The organism is Sphingomonas sp. R86521, assembly GCF_042466235.1.
GTDB lineage: Bacteria > Pseudomonadota > Alphaproteobacteria > Sphingomonadales > Sphingomonadaceae > Sphingomonas.
Genome location: NZ_JAXHBY010000001.1, coordinates 3137225 through 3156643, shown reverse-complemented (window position 1 = coordinate 3156643; position 19419 = coordinate 3137225). Strand labels below are relative to the sequence as shown.

The window sequence follows — 19419 nt, the reverse complement described above, 5'->3', positions numbered from 1 at the left end:
TCGGACCTCATGGCCGAGAGCGAGCGCGATTATTGCTACTTTCTGGACCACCGGAAATTCAACCGCAACATCGGCTGCCGGCTGCACGACAACGCCTATGGCATCAACGGCGGTGGCGGCGAGCGCGAGCGGCGCGCGGCGGACATGGCGTTGTATCGGCACATGCGATCGCAGGGCGACCCGATGGCGGTGCCGACGCTGGTCGGCTGCACGCTGTATGGCTGGTTCTTCTTTAACTATCACCCGGGGCGCTGGCTCTGGCGCGGGCAATTGGTCCGCCGTTTCGTGAAGGCACCAAAATGACGGCCCCCAAGATGACGAATGTAACCGTGGGCGACGTGACCTTCGGCAACGCCCTGCCGTTCGTGTTCGTCGGCGGGCCGTGCCAGATCGAGAGCCGCGACCATGCGCTGATGATCGCGACCCGGCTGGCCGAAGAGGCGCGGACCGCGGGCGTGCCGTTCGTGTTCAAGGCGTCGTACGACAAGGCCAACCGCACCTCGATCGCCGGGCAGCGCGGGATCGGCATGGACGAGGGCCTGCGTGTGCTCAGCGATGTGCGCGACGCGCTCGGCTGCCCGGTGCTGACCGACGTCCACGCGGTCGACCAGGTCGGCGCGGTCGCGCAGGCGGTCGACATTCTACAGATCCCGGCGTTCCTCAGCCGCCAGACCGATCTGCTCCTCGCGGCAGGCGCGAGCGGCAAGGTCGTCAACGTCAAGAAGGGTCAGTTCCTCGCGCCGTGGGACATGGCGGCGGTGGCGGCGAAGATCGCCTCGACCGGCAACGACCGGATCATCCTGTGCGATCGTGGTGCCAGTTTCGGGTACAACACGCTGGTATCCGACATGCGCGCGCTGCCGATCATGGCGGCGACCGGCTATCCGGTGATGTACGATGCGACGCATTCGGTGCAGGCGCCGGGCGCAGGCGGCCAATCGTCGGGCGGCGACCGGACCTTCGCGCCGCTGCTGGCGCGCGCGGCGGTTGCGGTCGGTGTCGCGGCGGTATTCGCCGAGGCGCACGACGATCCCGACAACGCGCCGTCGGATGGACCGATCATGCTGCCGCTCGACTGGATCGCGCCGCTGCTGGCCAAGCTGGTCGCGATCGATGCGGTGGCGAAGGGCTGAACCCCTTGCGTCAGGGGCGCACGTCCCACGCCACGACCTGAGGCGGGGCATTCGCCGAAATCACGACTTCGCCATACGCGCCGGTGCGCAGTCGTCCCGCACCCGGTGCGGCGAAGCGGGCGGCGCCGTTGCTGGTGACGACCAGCATCGTTCCGCCGAGCGCGGCGGCCTCGCCGAAGCACAACGCCCATGCGGCGCGGCGCGCTTCGGCATTCACCGTCCAGTCGATCGGCGGGGTCGCATCGCGCTCCCACGCCGCCAGCGCGTCCGACCCGATCCGCGCGCGGACCTCGTCTTCGGTGCGTCCTTCGTCGGGTCCGTGATCGATTTCGACCAGCCAGTCCGCGGCCTCGATCGGACAGGGTGCGCCGTCCAGCACCAGCGCCGCGGTCTCCCGCGTCCGCCGCAACGGGCTGGTCAAGCAGTGCGCGAAGTCCAGCCCGCGTGTGCGGAAATGTGCGCCCAGCGCGATCGCCTGCGCGCGACCGGAGGCGACCAGCGGCAGGTCGGTCCGCGCGCCGATCCGCCTTGGCGCCTCGTCCGCCGCGAACGTGTTGCCATGCCGTGCGATGATGATCCGCCCGCTCACGTCCCGAACGGATCGCCGTGCTGCGCGATCAGGGCTTCGGCGCGGACGATATCGGCTTCGGTGTCGATCCCCGATATGTCGAACCCGGCGGGCGCGACCTCGACCGCGTCGATCGTCAGATGCAGGTCGAGCAACCGCAGCTGTTCGAGCCCCTCCAGCCGTTCGAGTTCGGTCGGCGCCGCAGCCTCGTAGCGTTCCAGCGCGGGCAGGCGGTACCCATAGAGCCCGACATGGCGAAGCACCGGCGACAAGGCCGTCGCGGCGCGCAACGAAGCCTCGTCGCGCATCGCCGGCAGGATCGTCTTGGAGAACCACAGCGCCCGCCCGGCAGTGTCGCGGACGCAGGTCGTGCCGCTGAACGGCGCGCGCTGCTTGTGCAGGCGCAGCGCATCGAGTGCGGGCCAGTCGAGCCGGACCACCGGGGTTGCGACGTCCGCGCTCCCGTCACGCAACGCCGCGATCACCGCCGGCAGCGCGCCGACCGGCTGGAACGGGGCGTCGCCCTGCAGGTTGATGACGATCGCATCCTCTGCCGCCTCGGTCGCACGGGCGGCGGCAAGCGCGCGGCCCGACCCCGACGTGATCGCCGCGTCGGTCATGACCGCCTCGATCCCGGCGAGTCCGGCATGCTCGGCAATCCGCGCATCGTCGGTCGCGACGACGATCCGTACGTCGCCCGCCACCGAACGCCGCGCCAGATCGATGGTCCGATGCAACAGGCTCCGCCCGGCAATCATCCGCAACGGCTTCATCGGCAGCCGCGTCGACGGCCCCCGCGCCGGAATGACGACGAGAATGCTCAGGCGATGCCTGCGCGCAGCGTATCGTGCATGTGGATGACGCCCTCGAGCCGCCCGGCCTTCGCAACGAACAGCATCATGACGCTCTTCTCCTGCATCCGGCGCAGCGCCTCGGATGCGAGTTCGCCCGGCGCGATCGTCAACGGGGTTCGCGTCATCAGGTCGCCGACGCGCGCATCCATGGTGCAACCACCCGTGATCGTCCGGCGCAGATCGCCATCGGTAAAGGCCCCGAGCAGCATGTTGTCCTCGTCGATCACCGCGGTGCTGCCATAGCGCGCACGGGTCATTTCGATGGTCGCATCGAGCAGTGTCGCATCGGCATAGACGTGCGGGACATCGTCTCCCGTCGCCATCAGGTCTTCGACTTTTAGCAACTGCGCGCCGAGCCGGCCGTTAGGATGAAATTTATAGAAATCATCGGTCGAAAATCCCCGCAGTTCAATCAACGCCATCGCGAGAGCGTCGCCTAAGACCAGTTGCAGGGTGGTCGAGGTGGTCGGCGTCAACGCGTTCGGACACGCCTCGCGAACGGCCGGTAGCTGAAGGCATAAATCTCCAGCGCGCCCAGCCATGCTGTCCGGGCGCGACGTCATGCAAGCCAGCGGGATCCCGAACCGCTTGCAATAGGCAATAATTGGGATGAGCTCCAAGCTCTCGCCTGACCGAGTAATCATCAGGACCAGATCGTTCTCGGTGATCATGCCAAGGTCGCCGTGCCCTGCTTCTGCGGGGTGGAGAAACATCGCTGGCGTGCCCGTCGAGGTCAATGTCGCCGTGATCTTGCGCGCGATAATCCCGCTCTTGCCCATGCCAGTAATGATAACTCGACCACTCAGCGCGAAAATCTGGTGTACCAAGTCGTCGAAGATGTCCGCGAACACCGTCTCGCCAAGGCGATCCGCCAACGCGTCGATGCCCTTGGCTGCAATCCGCAGAGTCCGCAGGGCGGCGTCCCTTGTCCGGGACGGGCGATCAACCCGTGCCGCCGCCTTTAGAATGGTCGCCACGTCCGCACACTCCTTGTCAAACCGCTAGTGGCCGTCACGATCCGGCTTTGATCAACGGTCCGCAACGGTCGACCAGTCTACCATTCGCCGATCATTACGCCACCCCGACCCAGCGGGGCCGAGGTCGAACAAACGGTGACTCCCATGCCCGCACGACGGGCAATCCACCGCTCACGGGCGGTCCGCCGGTCTCGCGCGTTCTTTGGCCCCGATCAGATGGCGTGCTCGCGAACGCCTGCAACTAGCAGCCAGCCAACCCCATAAATAAGCAGGAGCGAAATTAGCACCGTGGCTACAATACGACCGCGTTGTGGGTACAGCGGCTTAACGGGCATGTTCGGATTGACCACGCGGACCAGATAAAGTTGTTTCTTTTTAACCTGTTCCTGCGCCGCATCGACTGCTGCCGCGGTTGCCGAATAGCGTTTCGCAGCGAACTCCTGCCGCAATTGTAGAGCGTTGTAAGAAGCAACCTGCGACGCTATGGTACGACCTGAGCCGGCCAACCGGCGCGATTGTGCGGCCAACTGCGCCTCCATTGCTTGGACTTGCCGTGACAGCGCGACATATTGCGGGCTGTCGCGGCTGACCGACTGGCCCATGTTCTGCAGTTGGGCGCGAGCACCTGTCAGTGCACCGGTCAGCGTCGTCACGAGCTGCGTCTGCGCATTGCCCGTCCCGGTCGGGTCAATGTCATTGTTGACCGCGCGGAACCGGGTTATGTCTGCCTGAGCTCGGTTCATTGCCTGCTCCGCGGCCACCAACTGCCGACGCGCCGACGCAACCGTGTCGCTCTGGACCTGATCGTTCAGTGAATTGACCCGCTGATCGCCTAGCTTCATCAGCCCCGTGGCGATCGTGTAAGCGTCCTGCGGCGTGAATGCCCGTGCCTGCACGGTCGTGATTCCCGACGAGCTGTTAAAGTCGATCTTGGTCATGGCCAGGAAATATTTCAGCAGCTTCTCGGGCGTTAGACCCGACGTACGCAAGGCCGACCACGAATCTACGTCGGGACGCGAATAGCGCGATGTCAACGCCCCGTTGGCGTTAAGCGCGCTAACGACGTCGTGCGAGGTGAGATAGTCAGCTACGCTCATCGCCTCGGGAGACGAATGCTCGCCGCCAGTCAGCACGGACAGCACGCCCATTCCGCCAATGCTCGGCGTCGGCTGCTCGGCTTGGCGGACGATGAAATGCGCTTCCGAGACATATTGATCGGACGCAATGACGTAGTAATAAAAACCAACCAGCGCGGTCGGGATGACGACGATCGCGAGGAACGCGCGAAGCTCCCAAAGGCGCGTCCTCAGTCGCTGCAGGACGGATACGCCACGGGCGTCCGCGTCTCGTCCGATCGGACCGATGACTCCATGCATGCTTCGTATGCCCTTTTCTTGACCGTCTAGCGTATTGAGAGGCGTCGCCGGAGTAGGCACGTCATCCGCTCCGGCGTGTGCGTGTTGTGAGTCGATGCGCCGGTTATGAACGGTAACGCCAGCGGCCCGATTAGGCACGTATCCTCTTTCAACCCCGTCATGAGGCTCGCGCCGAATTGGTTCTGCGCAATGACTGGAGAAGAATACATGATCACCGCATTAAAGCAGATTGCGCAAACCGTCCATCGTCCTAGCCACGGACGGTCGCACAGTGGACCTAGCCGTCTGCCGGGCCGACATGAGTGCGAACCGGCAGTTTGCCTATTGCGCGATCGCGCGTGCGGTAAAGACGGGGGTGAACAGCAAATTGACGATCTCGACCAGCTTGCGGGTCTGGTTGATGCGCGCGTTTGCGATGTAGATCACGTCCTTGTCACGCATCACGAAACGCTGAGCCAGAAAGTAGCTCGACGGCTTGGTCATGTCCAAACGATAGACGATCGGAGCCGTTCCGATCGTTGCCGCCGGTAGTGCTCCGGGCGTCGCGGACGCGGTGGATCCGGCGTCGCGGAACAGGAACACGGCCGTCGGATCCGCACGATTGTCGTCCGGACCGCCCGCTCGCGCGACCGCTTCGGCCAGCGAAACCGCGTTTGTGTCGAACGGAATCTGCGAGACCCGACCTGCAGCACCGAACACGAGATAGCTGAGTGGGCGCTTGATCAGGTTGATGCGATCGCCCGGCACGAGCACCAGGTCCGCCGCAGATCCCGCGACGATGTCCTGTAGATAGGCTTCGGCGGTAATGCCTTGGCGCGTGAACTGGACGATCGTGCTCTGCGGACCCTCTGCATTGCTAAGACCCGTGCCGCCCGATCCCGCGATCGCATCGAGCAGGCGTTCGCGCACCAGCGTAAGCTGCACGCGACCCGGCTTCGCCGCCGCGCCACTGACAACGACCGTGTTCGTCATGTCACGTGTTACGGTGACCAGTGCCTGCGGGGCCTGCGACTTGCCTCGAAGGCCGTTGACGATCATCCGCTGGATCTCGTCGGGCGTCCGTCCCGCGACCGCCAGCCGACCGATATAGGGCAAGCGGATATGTCCGTCCTGCTCGACGACGATGCCACTCAGCGTCTGCGCTCGGGCGCTAGGGTCGCTAACCGCGCCCTGGAAACCAGCGGTAGGGGTCGATCCGAACAACGAGACGCCGATCTCGAACAACGTGATCTGCAGGATGTCGCCAGGGCCGACCAGATCGACGCGGCCGCTGCGCGCGAGCGCTGCCAGTTTACGCAGCGATGGGTTGTCCTGTGAGGGTGGCAAAGTGCCGCCGTCGTTCAAATCGACGACGGCATAGCCGATCGTCGACGCCAGCTGGCGTTCCTTGGACGCGATCTGCCCGGCAGTCGGTCCGCTGCTGGGCAGGGTCGAGCAACCGGCGAGAGATATCGATGCAACGAGAGCCAGGCCGCTCGTCGCGCGCGAACCGTACATTTATGAGGTCACCCATTGGAAAATCAGAGCGCGGGTCACACCACACTGGCTCGATCAAATCAAGGCGTGGCGTGTGGGCGGGGATCTTATCGTGTCCGGAGGCTTCACCTATGCGGCTTGGTCAAACGGCGATAGGACCGCGATGGAATGAGCAGTCCGAACGATCGCAACCCACCTGGCGACGATGCCGCGACCCTGTCGGAAGCCGGCCGGGAGATCGTCGGAACGGGGGAAAGTGCGACCGTCCTCAGGCTACGACGTGGCGCCGTCGTCAAACTTTTCTTCGCGCATGTCGAACGCCATACCGCCGAACGCGAGTTCGCGGGCAGCGCGGCGGCGCGTTCGCTCGGCCTATGCGTCGCGCGTCCTATCAAGATCGTGCGGGTCGGGAACCGTCACGGTCTAATCATGGATCATCTGGTCGGCGCGGTCGTGCTGCGAAAGGTAGCCAAGAGCCCCGTCGGGATGACACTCGCGCTGTTCAAGCTGGCGCTCTGGCAGAGCCGCATGCACCGTACTTCTGTCGTCGCGGGTGCTCTGCCACCCACTGGTGTCGTTCTCGCACAGCGGATCGCGACGTCGGTGGCCGGCGCGCGCGGCATCGCAGCGGCGCGCGCGATGCTGACAGGTACGACGGACGACGATCGCCTTTGTCACGGCGACCTGCATCTTGGAAACATGATCGACACGCCCGCTGGGCTTGCGACGATCGACTGGGCGAAGGCGACGATCGGCCCGCCGGAGGCGGACGCGGCGCGGAGCGAACTGCTGATCCGGTACGGCAAATATGGCCGGTTCATGCGGCGGGTTCCGCCGGTGCGGATCATGCGGCACGTCTCCGCCGAATGGTATTTGGCCTGTTACTGCCTGATGTCCGGCCGGCGCCGTGCCGATGTCATGCGATGGCGCCTGCCGGTCGCGGTCGGCTGGATGCAGGGGCAGGGCACCATGTTCGTCCCTGGCTTGCAGCGCGCCATCGACCGGATGGCACGCCGGGGACGCTGACTAAAGTGTCCATCAGCAACGTGAGCAAAACAGCCTCGCAAATCCGGTCATTGACTTGCGCTAGGTGCATCCGAACGGTTGGTGTAGATTTTTACCATGCGTGCACCGATGGCGTCCACAGTCAGGTATCGTTGAACCAGCAAGCGCAAGGCTTCAGTGTCGTCGGGCATCGCCAACTGTCCAGCCAACCAGTCGTCTATGGTGGAATCGTCCGGCATGACGAAGGGAAGAACGCTCCCTGCAACCGAAAAATTGGCGGCTAGGGCATGCCAGAAATTTGTTACCGTGATCGCCGGGCCGACGATCCCATGATCCCATAGGATTACACGACATCCACTAGCTATGGCCTCGATAGCCGAACGACCAACGGCGAAGACGACGCGATATCGTGGCAGCACGGTCTCGGGGCGTTCCTTGACGGCGCTTCCATACCCTATCTGATCGACGGCGAGGCCGTGCCGTTTCAGCAATGCGCGCATCTGTTCAACATAGGCGGTCGTCGCACGACTGGAATGGATCAGCGCTCCCGAGCGCTTTCGTGCTTTTCGCGTACCGAACCGCCGTGGATCGAAAAAATTCGGCACGAGCATGATATCGTTCCATGTCGGCGGACCGAGCAACGCGCCCTTGGCTTTCGCATGCAGCGAGACCGCCAGATAAACGTCCATCTCCGGGCCAGGCCATTCCGGCAGGGGCAACAGGCCGTGGATCATGTTGATCGTTCGGCACTCCGGACCGACCATCCGACGCGCTGCGCGGGTTTCGGCATGATGATGAATATGCAACACGTTCGGCGCAAACTTGCGAACGACGGCAGGGTCGTCGGTCAACACGAAGCCCTGTGAGCCGAAGACGCTGGCGACTCTTCCGATACGGGGGGAGTATACCAGCGTCGGTACGCCAAGGCGGTGCATGTATGCCGCCATTTCCAGCGTCCACAGTTCGGATCCGGCAAATTCGTCGAGCGCAATGTTGGTAATGGCGAAGCGCAATTCTTCGACTGGACGCAACGCCTCTTCGAGCATGATCCGCTCTTGCAACGTCGCCACTTCGCTAGCAGCGTGCGTTTCAATCAGCGATCCAACGATATTAACCAGTTCCTCATTGCGTAAATAGGTTTCTGTCGAGACTGCCCCCAAGCGACTCCGAAACAGCGCCGCGACATTAGATTGTTTTGCGATACGAACAGTCACTTAGAATAAACTCTATAAGTAAAAAAATTCGGCACCAGGAATGGGATCTGAAATTACCGTAATGTTGCCGTATCAGGCTGCGGTCTGATAATACGGAGAACTCCCAAAAGGATCGGTTCTATACCGTTTCTTGCGGCGAACTGACTAACCGAATTCTTGAAGAATCTCTTCTTCGCACACGACTGCCACCAATTCCTGCGTTGTTCTTGGCCTGCTTTTCGCAACTGTGGGTTCCGGTGTCTTAGTCTCTGTATCGTTGTCTGCAGAGGTATAGTGAGCCAAGAACAGTCTCATGACGTGGGACACACCCTCTTCTGTTACAGACCTCAAGTCGGGCTCAAAATAGGCGCCTTGGTTGAAGCTGCCAGTAATGATCTCATAGGATGGGAAATATGCGACATCTGTCCGACCGAGCGCAAATTCGCCCGCCGCGGCCCGCAAAACGGATTTGGAATAGGTCGTTGCCGTCAAAACATGTTCGCCTGAAGCCGATGCCGCCAACGGGACTGGGGATACGGTCAGAATGATACGTGCTGTAGGATTTCTCTCCGTGACAAACTGGTGTATTGCCTGCAGGTCGGCCAGTACATCGCTTACAGTCAAGTTGTAGAACATGTACCGGTCGTCATCATAGCTTCCACCGGATACGCCAGGGCACAGTGGATAGGCTGCGCCATCCTCACGCGACAGCCAACATTCGGTCAAACCCAGTGTGAAAACCAAGCAGTCGAGTGTCTCGATCGCGAGCCGGATTGCCGCGAAGTGTTGTTCCCGATCGGCGTCATATTCTTCTCGCGTTGGAAAACCGCCCGGTTGAATTTGCGGCCGAAACGGATCTATTAGCGCGCCTTCCGGACCCGGCCATATGTCCTCCGTGGGGACGAACATGCCGTAGGCACGTTGGAGCAACTGTATCATCTGCCGAGAGGTATAGATATTTGCGTACCGTGCAGTGAAAAGCCCGTAGCCAAATTTATCGGCTATCGGCTTCGACAGTAGCGGATGGGCCTGTTCGGTGACCAGATAGTTAAACCCGGATTGGCTCAGATGCCTGGCTATGTGCTGCGCAAAGCAACTTCCCGCCGTGGCAACTTTGTCGGTTCGCGACAACACAAACTTGACCGGACCAACGGGATCAACGGCACCGGGAACAGGTTCGGCTACCGATGCACGCCAGAATGCCTGTTTCGGAAGGGCCTTGTAGGGATGCGAGGCCATATAGAGCTCCAATCAGGAAAAGAAAGTATTGATCTCACGCCAGGTTAGCAGCCCGAGAGTCGCATTGGCGTGCACGCCGTCACGCGCATACTCCAATTTTAGGAATCCGTTTTCATCGGCGGCCTCTTTAGGCGTGGGAATGATGCCCACACCCCGTTCTGTTGCAATTTCTTTTGCAACGTAGATCCAAAGCAGCCACATCTTGTATCGAATAATCGCATTTGGCACGCCGTTGTCCAGTAGCATCGTCTTCAGCGGTTCCGCAGAATTCTGAAGAATCTTTTCGTCGTCAAAGACTGGAGGAGGCGGTAAAATCTGAAATACGGGTAAAGACGATATGTCAGATAGTCTCTTATTAAACTGCAAATACGAGCCTATGGCGTCCTTTACCATACAATATAGAGCAGCAAAGGGTACCAGTTCCGATCCCGAAATGCGAGGTAGGTTGCTCGCAAATGGGAGTATAACGTCAAACGCGCGCTCTTGACCTTGAATCGACCATATATAATGCTCAGCCCCAAGTATAGAGGTCACAATCGCGTCGAATTGGCCGTCGCCTGCTAGCTCAAGTACGTGTCCCTCAAGATGTTTATTGTATATTATGTCATTGTCGACGTGTTGGATGGCAGGCTGATATCTCTTATCGAACATGTGGACAAATTTGACGGTGCCTAATGCGTCAAATTGATCCGTGTCACAATTTAGATAAGCCTCCTCAATATCTTGTAGATGGCTATTTCCCATGACAATCAAATTAAGTGGCACTTAGAAAAACCCCCAATTTGGTTTAATATCATCTGAGTTGACAGAAACGTTCATTATTATTGCGGCATACTTGTAGCGGTCCACCGTAGCGGGATCATAATGTATAGGCACAAAAATTTTGCAACGACACCGAGCTTCCTCGAGTGCGCTGAATTTCGCTTGGTTCACGTTACGCGGTCGTAGGGACATCGTCCAGCGTCGCGCGCTGGATGTGCGGCCTTGGGGAACGGAGGTTGCTGTAGCGTTCGAACACTGACGACCTGCAAGCCGTTCCCGCATCAAGGCGTAGCATGTGAAGCTGCTCGAATGGACTGGAGGTATCGATCTGGCATCGAACCCGCCTCCTCACGGCGATATCCGGCACCGATAAACCGGTTGGCTTGGTTAGCGTCGACCGGAGGGCCACGATCTATCTGCGTGGACCGGGCACGAGAAGCCGCCCTGTTAAACCGATATTGCGGCGTCCATCGCGTTTCTGGAACACATTAAGCGGATTCGTGGCGAGCGAGAAGCCGTCCTGAATTGGGAGCCGGGCGGCATGGACCGTCTTACGAGAGGTGAGGGTGGTGATGGTGGCCAACGTTGAAGCCAGGACGGTATACCGATAATAGTTTAGAGCCGCTGCGTCGTTGGCCGTACGATCTGTAAGGAGTTCCAACGTTGAACGCGCTTCTATCTTCCGCCCTGTTCCTTGTTGGGAACCCGGCGCTTGCACAGCAGGTTGCCAAGCCGTCCGTCCCGGACCGTGCTGCCCCGAAGCCACGGCCCAGCGTCGATTTTGACGATACGCGGGTGCCGTCGCTGAAGGGCGACCGGCGCGTGAAGAGCGCACGCGACAAACTGGTCAGAGCGGTGGAAGATTTCGACGGTGCCGATCCAACGTCTTCGGCTGTACGCGGGGCCTCCCGCTACAGCGAAGTCGTCTTCACGAGGCAAAGCTACACGTTGCCGACCCGGCCATTTGCTGGCGGGATACTTCTAAGCGGTAACGGAACCAATTTTATCGGTAAAATGCCGGCGGGGCTTGGAGATACGGTATCGACATCGGGCAAATGGCAGGCGTTGTACGCCGATGCCGCCGGTTCGGCGGCCGTCGGGTCGGCCAACGAAAACGTTGCCTTCGACAGTATGGTGGTCCCTGCCACCACGTCCGGCGCGTCGTACCAGAAAAATGCTCTCTACGCCCTCGTGCGTACCTACGACTCCTCCGACTATACCCGCGCCGTTAGGTTGCGCGATGCCGTCGGACTGCAGGCGGCAGGCCAGATCATGCCTGGAAACAAGTTAGGCAGGGTATGGGGCGCCCATGCCATGGCCTATATATATCCCGGAGCGGATGGCTATGCCACCGCCCTCGAACTCGAACTTCACAATTACGGGTCTGCGCAGCCCGTTCAGAATACGGCCACCAGCAAAAATCTCATGCATATTGTAGCGGTAGGCGGTCCAGCGACTGCCGCAATAAAGCTCAGTAGTCGGGATGGTGGTTCTTTCTACACGGGGCTATTCGCTGATCCCACAGACGTACTCGGCGACTTTCTCCTGTTGCGGGACAGGTTTGCCGTGAATGCAAAAGGCCAGGTGTCCACCGCAGGCGGGGTCGCCCCGTTCGTTTCCAACACCGCATCGATAGGCAGCGCAACGGTTCGATTTGCTCATTCGTTTGCCAACGAAGTCATGGCGGTCGAGCATGTTACGGCCGGCCCCACGTTCCGTTGCAGTGCGGCCAGCAAGCTTATCGTCGTCAACAAGGCCATGGGGAGTCCGACGTTGATCTCTCTGCCTGATACGCCTGAGACTGGCCGCTCCATCATCGTCAAGGATGGCAAGGGTGATGCTGCCAGGAACCCTGTTACGGTCCGCTCTGCATCGGGCACGATTGATGGAACTTCGAGCTACGTGATTTCCACCGACCGGGGCGTGGTCCGGTTGACCTACGACGGGAGCGAATGGCTCGTCCTGTAGTGGTTGGTCGGATCTCTGCTGGCCAAGCCGAGACCAACGTTCCGGCGCCAGTGTCAAGCAGCGACAGTGACACGACATCAGCTTGGCACGGCGACTAGGAGCGCTAGTTCAGGGTAGCGATCGGTCCGAATTATGCGTACATCGATCTCACGGATTACCGGGCGGAATCGATCCGCGTCCATATGTTTCTCATGGCGTATATATGAAAGTTTCGATCGCCTAACCGTATGACGGGAGCACGGAACTTACCTACCATCGTGGCAAAGTCGGTGTGTTTCCAGAGAATCGAGCGCGCCACACGCCGCACGCCGCATGGCTCACAGCGATCAGACAGAATCACGTTCCCATAGAGCGAGCAGGTTGATATGCGGTTAAATCGGTTTGGATTGCATGACGGATGGTCTGCCGGTTTCGAGTAGCTCAACCAGTTATTTTGCAATATTCAATGAAGGTGGGTTTGATCGTGAATAATTTTCTGAATACGGCTTGCGATGAGGATGCAGTATATTTTCTGTACAACATTTTTATCGGTCGAGATCCAGAAGAAGATCATCCTTGGCTGGGGACCTCCAAGTTCGACGTAATCGAAGCGCTCCTCGGTTCGGATGAATTCAAGAATAAATGTGATGATATGCTGCGTGGCGGGTTTGGCGGCCTATTTGAAAATCGCAATGTTGAAATTGTAAAACATATCCCGCCGTTCATCGTTGCGCTCGGTGGCCCACCGCCACGCTCCAACACTTGGCCTGATTTCCTTTTGTCGGGGATAGAGGCTGCGAAATCATTCGTCGAACCTGGAAAAATTTCCGACGGCGCGCTTTTACTCGGCACGATGATCTTTGATGAATATAAGGCAAAGCCCGATAGCGTCGATTTGATCAATGACCTAATTCATTTCGATCATAAGTGGTTCATCAGATTCAACAGAAACGTCCCCAGCCTCAGGGATATTCCTAGAGCGGAAATCAGGGCTCTTGCGGCCATGATGGTAGTCAACGGGGAAGCAGAAATTTCGCCGTTCTTCCAGATCAGTGGGCCAGCAAACCGCGATCTGCGCAAGATGGTGTTTGGCATCGACAAAAAGGCTGGCGATTTCACCCTGAACGAGGTCGTCGACCGGCTTAGGGTGGCGTTCAAACGCGGCACACTGTCTCATTGGCTTTTCAACGCAGTCTATTACGAAGCGCAGCGAGATGCCGCATTTGCCCAAGGCCGCGTGACGACTTGGGTTCCTCATGCCGATCCTTATATGGATTTCCTGAAGAATGGAGATAGGAACAACATCCGTCCCCACTGGCTATTTTGTCCAGTTTCTTACGAAATCCTTAATCCAGATGTTGCGCAGAGTAACTCGTTATTTCGTCATTTCGTATATTCTGGTCAGTTCGAAGATAAAAAAACGACCGCTTTGTTTGACAATGATTATTATCGAACCATGAATCCATCAATGCTGCTGTCCGTGAGAAACGGAGAGCACACGTCGCTTTTGGAAAGCTTCTGTCGTAATTCATACGTCTATGATGTGCCGTTCTCGCCTGATTTTGATTTGAACTTTTACCGGGTTAATAACCCGGACGTCGTACCCGACGGCAATCACGTTACGAGCGTAACGCATCACTTTCTCTATTTCGGCGTATTGGAAGGTAGGGATCCCAATCCATATTTTGATCAGGCGTATCTTGCGTCTCGCTACCCTTGGGTAGGTGAGCAGTCTCGGAAGCTAGGTCTATCTCTTCTGGAATATTTCCTGCTGATAGGTCGGCATGAAAATATGAAGGCCTCCCGTCCGCTGGCGGATCGAGACATCGATATGCTTCAGGCAAAGGCGTTATACGAACGCCGATCAAAGGACGCGCTGATCCGCAGCCAGCGCCATCCCGTCGACTTTGAGCCGTTGACCGATGAATCGCCCGTTTTGTCCGTGATCGTGCCGGTACATAACCAGGTAAGCTTCACGGCCCGGTTCCTGGAGTTGGCGTTTTATGGCGCGGCGGAACTGAGGCGCCGTTCGGGCAAGACGATGGAAGTCATCGTCGTCAGTAACGGCAGCACGGATGGGACGTACGAGCTGCTTTCGAAGATGTCGGGGGTGAAGTTCATCAACGAGCCCAAAGCGCTGGGGTACCCTGGCGCAGCGAATGTCGGCGTTGCGGCTGCGGTGGGCGACCTGATTGTTGTCGTGAACAACGACATCGAATTCGAGCCCAGCGTTTTTGCCGACCTTGTCGACAGCTATTACAAAACGCCAAATTGCGGAGCGATCGGTCCTCGTATCTTGTCGATGGATTTGTCGATTCAGGAGGTTGGCGCTTTTATTGCGGGCGACGGTAACTCCTTCGGTTTCGGGCGGGGTCAACGTTCGAGCTACAACGCCGTCGAGCAAACTCAGCGGGTCGACTATGTCTCGGGCTGCTTTCTTTGCATGTCGCGTTCTGATTTCAATGCATTGGGTGGATTCGATAGCGTATTTTCGCCTGGCTATTACGAGGAGGTCGACCTCTGTCTTCGACTAGCGGACTCGCTGGGTAAGCTAGTTTTCGTCGATACGGCGATCACCATCACGCATTACGAACATGCCAGCTTTATGAAGGGACGGCCCCCGACAGTCAGTTACCCGTTTATTCTACGCAATCGGAAGCGTCTGTTGAAGAAGCACGAAAGGATCGGAACACGGCCAAGCGTCGATAAGATGATGGGCGCTGCAGGTCTGTCCCGGCTGGGCATAGCCAAAAGTCGCGTTTTGGTGATTGAGGATCTGGTTCCGGACCCAAGGCTCGGATCGGGCTTCGGTCGCGCGGCGGAAATCTTGCGGACATTCCATCGGCTGGGGGTAGCTTACGACGTCCTCGCGGTAAATCCGACGGTCAAGGTTGACGACTACGAGTTCGAAGACGTCAAACTGTATAGAAGCTGGATGGACGGGGAGTCGCTCGAGGCGGTTCTTAACCGATCGCCAGGCATTTATTCTCACATCTGGGTATGTCGTTCGCACAACCTGACACGGTTTTATGAAACGCTCAAAGCTTACAAGGATACGTGGGCGGCGAAAATCGTTTGCGATACCGAAGCGGTCAGCGTCCAGCGGACAATCGAGCTGGCGAAGCTGCAGGGTATGGCACCATCCGATGAAGAAGTAACGGATCTGGTGTCCGCGGAGTTCAATGCGTCAACGATCGTCGACCAATTTATTGCGGTGAACGAACGGGACCGGGGGTTCATCAACTCGATCGGGTTGGGCAATGTTTCCGTTATTTCGCACACCGCCAGCGGGATTCGGCGATCAACCACACCTTGGAAGGATCGTACCCGGTTGCTGTTCGTCGGCGCGGTGCATTCTCCACTGGCGCCAAATTTTGACAGTCTCAAATGGCTGCTCAACGGATCTGCAAAGATGCTATCGAAGCATAATCGGCGGCTCACGTTTGCAGGGTATTGGGACGAATCAATACTACGGGAGTTCCGTGCCAATAATCTGGATGCGCAAGTCGACTTCGTTGGTATGGTTTCCGAAGAGCGCCTCTCTGAACTCTATGAAGAAGCGATCGTCGCGTTGGCTCCGACGCGATATTCGGCAGGCATACCCTGCAAGGTTGTTGAGTCCATGCTGACGGGAACGCCAATCGTCATGACAGAGCTTTTGGCCGATCAAATCGGTACCAGCGGTGAAGTGCGCAAAAATTTGGCAGTAGCGATGATAGACCACAACGCCCGAGACTTCTGTGAATCGATCAGTCGACTTATAGAAGACGAGTCGTGGTGGAGTGTCGTTCGCAAGACGCAACTTAAATACGCGGACGAAAAGTTTGGCCGTCAAGCCTTCGATATGGAAGTTCAAGCGGTGTTGGAACAGGTCGACGTAAGATGGGCCTATTGATCGTCGATCGCCGTATTGCGTCGGGTATTTGAACCCTTTAGTTGCCAACTCCGGCTGTTTTGCCGGAGTTGGTACTGGTTTGGGTATGCGGTTTCCGTTAGCGGCGCGACGGTCCGGAATAATCTTCAATGTGCGCAGTGCGACGCCGAGCGTCGGGTCTGTTCCATCCTCGGTTGAGAGAGTAGCTAGGAACGATTTCGGCGGAACCGCGGCCGCTGTGTGCTTGATGGTATTCGTGCCTGAGGTCGAGGCGAGACCTTTTTGTTGACCACAATATAGCTGTTGCTGTGCGACAGCGAGGCGACTATATCGACCCAGCGATCCAGATGTGGTTGAATGAACTTTGACAAACATGTCACGCCAGCGGTCTGTCATCGTGCAATGGTTTCGGTTGCGGGTTCCGGGTTCGCTGATGCGCCTTCCTGCAACGACGCCCACGTCTCAGCGAGCATTACGCTATGCGGCAACAAGTGCCGATAGAGCAGTATATATACCCCAAAAGCGGACATACGGTGGATAACGCCCAATAGCGGACCAACAGGTATGACTACCGCGGACGTTGTGATATGCTCTATGAAGCTGTTGCGATTTCGTCCTAGTCGTCGACGGTCACAACTAATCCGTCATATGATCGCACCTGCGTATCGCTAATGATTGGACGGGACCGGGAAGGTCGATCGATGTAAGTGCAGCCTAGACGGTGCTCTTCCGGCTATCTGGTTCCTCAACCTGCACCGCGCCGTTCAACCGTCATGCGATCCTGCGGCAATGTGCCAAGGAGCGGAGGCGCCTTTCGGTACAAAATACGATTTCTGCAACCGGCTGGCCGACAGCGTGATTGCATTTACGCCCATTCCGGTTAAGCGGCGCCTTGTCACAAGCCTCCGGCTTCAACCATACGGGACAAAAAATGGCAAAGCGCGCGCTTATCACCGGCATTACCGGGCAGGACGGAGCCTATCTGGCGCAGTTTCTGCTACGCAAGGGATATGAGGTGCACGGCGTCGTGCGGCGGTCTTCCCACCTCGGAGTCGCGGATCACCGGCTGCGCTGGCTCGGTATCGCCGGCGACGTAACGCTGCACGACAGCAACCTGTCCGACCTGTCGTCGTTGATCCGTATCGTGACGGACGTGCAGCCGGACGAGGTCTACAATCTTGCCGCGCAGTCGTTCGTCGCGACTTCGTGGAAGCAGCCGATCCTGACTGCCAACATCACCGCCGTCGGCGTAACCAACGTGCTCGAAGCGATCCGGCTCGTGAAGCCCGAAACTCGCTTCTATCAGGCTTCGTCTTCCGAGATGTACGGTTTGATCCAGCAGGAGCGGCAGTCGGAGACGACGCCGTTCTATCCGCGCTCGCCTTATGCGGTCGCTAAGCTTTACGGTCACTGGATCACGGTGAACTATCGCGAAAGCTTCGGAATGCATGCCTCGTCAGGCATCCTGTTCAATCACGAAAGCCCGCTTCGCGGCGTTGAGTTCGTCACCCGCAAGGTCACGGACGGGGTTGCTCGGATTAAGCTGGGATTGGCGACTGAACTACGGCTTGGTAACATCGATGCCAAGCGCGACTGGGGCCATGCCCGTGACTACGTCAAGGCGATGTGGTTGATGCTGCAGCAGGACGTTGCCGACGATTATGTCGTGGCGACCGGCATAACCACGACGGTCCGCGACATGTGCCGGATCGCCTTCGATCACGTCGGGTTGTCGATCGACGATCATCTGGTCATCGATCCCGAACTGTTCCGCCCTTCAGAGGTCGATGTCCTGCTCGGGGAACCTGCGAAAGCGACGGCAAAGCTTGGGTGGACTGCAGAGACCACCCTAGAAAAGATGATCATTGAAATGGTCGAGGCCGATCTCGCACGCCTCTCCAGCCCTGCGGCCCCTACCGAACCACAGCCTGAGATTCACCCCTGACGATGGTGAAGGTAGTGCCGGGCGTCGACGTCGTGATGGAAACAATACCGTTTCGTCGTATCCTGGTCACGGGGGCGAACGGTTTTGTCGGTCGTTATCTGGTACCCGTGATCGGCGCTCGGCTTGCCGAGGGCGCTTGCATGACGCTGGCCACGCGCACGCCGCGTTCGGGCGGGGGCCATGCAACGGTCCTCGTCGACTTAGCGGACCCTGTCAGCGTCGCCGCGGCGGTGGCTTCGGTCCGCCCGGATCTCGTCATCCATCTTGCCGCTCAGGCCTCGGTAGGTCAGTCGCTGGGGACGGCGGCGGATACCTGGGCGGTCAACCTGTGTGGCAGTTTGGCGCTGGCCCGAGCGGTTGCGGATATCGTTCCCGATTGCACGGTGCTGCAGATCAGTAGTGCCGAAGTTTACGGACTGACTTTCAACCACGGGACCGTGCGCGAGACGGATCCGTTACGGCCGCAATCCGCATATGGCCGATCTAAGGCCGCCGCCGAGGCAATGCTCGCCGATGTCCTGCCGGCTTCGGCCCGGTTGATCATCGCACGGCCGTCCAACCATAGCGGGCCGGGGCAGGACGAACGGTTCGTCATCCCGACCTTCGCCGCGCAAATCGCGCGGATCGAACGCGGCGCGCTGGCTGAAATTCATGTTGGCAATCTTGATGCCGAGCGTGACGTGCTCGACGTTCGCGACGTTGTTGCTGCCTATCTGGCGCTGTTGCTGGCAGCCCCCGCGCTTCCCCAGCGCAACCTGTTCAACATTGCCTCCGGTAAGACGGTTAAGATCGGCGATATCCTCGACCGGTTGCGGGCAATGGTGGCCATCGGGACCACGGTCACGCTCGATCCTGCTCGCATGCGGCCAAGCGATGTTCCGCGCGCGGCGCTCGATACCAGCGCAATCCGCGCGGCGACCGGTTGGTCCCCAATGCATGATCTCGACGCTGTTCTCGCCAGTGTTTTGGCGGAATGGCGAAGCAAAACGGACTGAGTGGCGGGCCGGGGCTTAGGTGCTGGCCTTGCACGTTCCGGCCTTCAGCTATGCGTATTGCGACCGCTACTAAGT

15 protein-coding genes are annotated in these 19419 nt (G+C 59.0%); 7 read left to right on the top strand and 8 right to left on the bottom strand.

The features are described 5' to 3' along the window. Window positions 1-9: 9 nt before the first annotated feature. A complete protein-coding gene (locus SJY20_RS14720; RefSeq protein ID WP_380787662.1) occupies window positions 10-303 on the top strand; it encodes a hypothetical protein in 294 nt (97 codons plus the stop codon). Further along, on the top strand, window positions 300-1133 hold the full coding sequence (gene kdsA, locus SJY20_RS14715) for a 3-deoxy-8-phosphooctulonate synthase (RefSeq protein ID WP_380787661.1): 834 nt from the start codon (window positions 300-302) through the stop codon (window positions 1131-1133). Before SJY20_RS14720 ends, kdsA begins: the two co-directional genes overlap by 4 nt. Window positions 1134-1143: 10 nt before the next feature. On the opposite strand, the gene SJY20_RS14710 is transcribed toward kdsA, so the two are convergent. From SJY20_RS14710 to SJY20_RS14690, 5 genes are all read right to left on the bottom strand, one after another. Beyond that, complete coding sequence (locus tag SJY20_RS14710) at window positions 1144-1722, bottom strand: histidine phosphatase family protein (RefSeq protein ID WP_380787660.1); 579 nt, start codon at window positions 1720-1722, stop codon at window positions 1144-1146. Further along, window positions 1719-2525, bottom strand: a complete 807-nt coding sequence (gene kdsB, locus SJY20_RS14705) for a 3-deoxy-manno-octulosonate cytidylyltransferase (RefSeq protein WP_380788729.1) — start codon at window positions 2523-2525, stop codon at window positions 1719-1721. Before kdsB ends, SJY20_RS14710 begins: the two co-directional genes overlap by 4 nt. Next, window positions 2522-3532 (bottom strand): SIS domain-containing protein, encoded by a 1011-nt coding sequence (locus SJY20_RS14700; RefSeq protein WP_380787659.1) that lies wholly within the window; start codon window positions 3530-3532, stop codon window positions 2522-2524. The genes kdsB and SJY20_RS14700 overlap by 4 nt, the downstream gene beginning before the upstream one ends. A gap of 212 nt (window positions 3533-3744) precedes the next feature. Then, on the bottom strand, window positions 3745-4908 hold the full coding sequence (locus SJY20_RS14695; protein ID WP_380787658.1) for a lipopolysaccharide biosynthesis protein: 1164 nt from the start codon (window positions 4906-4908) through the stop codon (window positions 3745-3747). Window positions 4909-5229: 321 nt separating this feature from the next. Further along, entirely contained in the window at window positions 5230-6405 is a 1176-nt protein-coding gene (locus tag SJY20_RS14690; protein WP_380787657.1) for a polysaccharide biosynthesis/export family protein, read from the bottom strand. Window positions 6406-6552: 147 nt separating this feature from the next. Between SJY20_RS14690 and SJY20_RS14685 the strand changes: the two genes are divergently transcribed. Beyond that, a complete protein-coding gene (locus SJY20_RS14685) occupies window positions 6553-7410 on the top strand; it encodes a phosphotransferase family protein (protein ID WP_380787656.1) in 858 nt (285 codons plus the stop codon). Between the two features lie 47 nt (window positions 7411-7457). Here the strand turns inward: SJY20_RS14685 and SJY20_RS14680 are convergent, their stop codons facing one another. The 3 genes from SJY20_RS14680 to SJY20_RS14670 all read right to left on the bottom strand — a co-directional run bounded on the left by SJY20_RS14680 (window position 7458) and on the right by SJY20_RS14670 (window position 10214). Beyond that, complete coding sequence (locus SJY20_RS14680; RefSeq protein ID WP_380787655.1) at window positions 7458-8603, bottom strand: hypothetical protein; 1146 nt, start codon at window positions 8601-8603, stop codon at window positions 7458-7460. A gap of 144 nt (window positions 8604-8747) precedes the next feature. Then, complete coding sequence (locus tag SJY20_RS14675; RefSeq protein WP_380787654.1) at window positions 8748-9821, bottom strand: GSCFA domain-containing protein; 1074 nt, start codon at window positions 9819-9821, stop codon at window positions 8748-8750. Window positions 9822-9833: 12 nt separating this feature from the next. Beyond that, complete coding sequence (locus tag SJY20_RS14670; protein ID WP_380787653.1) at window positions 9834-10214, bottom strand: hypothetical protein; 381 nt, start codon at window positions 10212-10214, stop codon at window positions 9834-9836. Between the two features lie 1032 nt (window positions 10215-11246). Between SJY20_RS14670 and SJY20_RS14665 the strand changes: the two genes are divergently transcribed. The 4 genes from SJY20_RS14665 (at window position 11247) to SJY20_RS14650 (ending at window position 19344) form a co-directional block, all read left to right on the top strand. Then, a complete protein-coding gene (locus SJY20_RS14665; protein WP_380787652.1) occupies window positions 11247-12551 on the top strand; it encodes a hypothetical protein in 1305 nt (434 codons plus the stop codon). A gap of 451 nt (window positions 12552-13002) precedes the next feature. Beyond that, on the top strand, window positions 13003-16425 hold the full coding sequence (locus SJY20_RS14660) for a glycosyltransferase (protein ID WP_380787651.1): 3423 nt from the start codon (window positions 13003-13005) through the stop codon (window positions 16423-16425). 910 nt (window positions 16426-17335) lie between these two features. Further along, window positions 17336-18349, top strand: a complete 1014-nt coding sequence (gene gmd / locus SJY20_RS14655; RefSeq protein WP_380787650.1) for a GDP-mannose 4,6-dehydratase — start codon at window positions 17336-17338, stop codon at window positions 18347-18349. Between the two features lie 14 nt (window positions 18350-18363). After that, on the top strand, window positions 18364-19344 hold the full coding sequence (locus SJY20_RS14650; protein WP_380787649.1) for a GDP-mannose 4,6-dehydratase: 981 nt from the start codon (window positions 18364-18366) through the stop codon (window positions 19342-19344). Window positions 19345-19419 lie beyond the last annotated feature (75 nt).

Bases quoted from the DNA above. Each gene is read 5' to 3' on its own strand.
- SJY20_RS14695 (WP_380787658.1), bottom strand. From the start codon at position 4,908: ATGCATGGAGTCATCGGTCCGATCGGACGAGACGCGGACGCCCGTGGC.
- SJY20_RS14720 (WP_380787662.1), top strand. From the start codon at position 10: ATGGCCGAGAGCGAGCGCGATTATTGCTACTTTCTGGACCACCGGAAA.
- kdsA (WP_380787661.1), top strand. From the start codon at position 300: ATGACGGCCCCCAAGATGACGAATGTAACCGTGGGCGACGTGACCTTC.
- SJY20_RS14685 (WP_380787656.1), top strand. From the start codon at position 6,553: ATGAGCAGTCCGAACGATCGCAACCCACCTGGCGACGATGCCGCGACC.
- SJY20_RS14675 (WP_380787654.1), bottom strand. From the start codon at position 9,821: ATGGCCTCGCATCCCTACAAGGCCCTTCCGAAACAGGCATTCTGGCGT.
- SJY20_RS14690 (WP_380787657.1), bottom strand. From the start codon at position 6,405: ATGTACGGTTCGCGCGCGACGAGCGGCCTGGCTCTCGTTGCATCGATA.
- SJY20_RS14670 (WP_380787653.1), bottom strand. From the start codon at position 10,214: ATGGTAAAGGACGCCATAGGCTCGTATTTGCAGTTTAATAAGAGACTA.
- gmd (WP_380787650.1), top strand. From the start codon at position 17,336: ATGGCAAAGCGCGCGCTTATCACCGGCATTACCGGGCAGGACGGAGCC.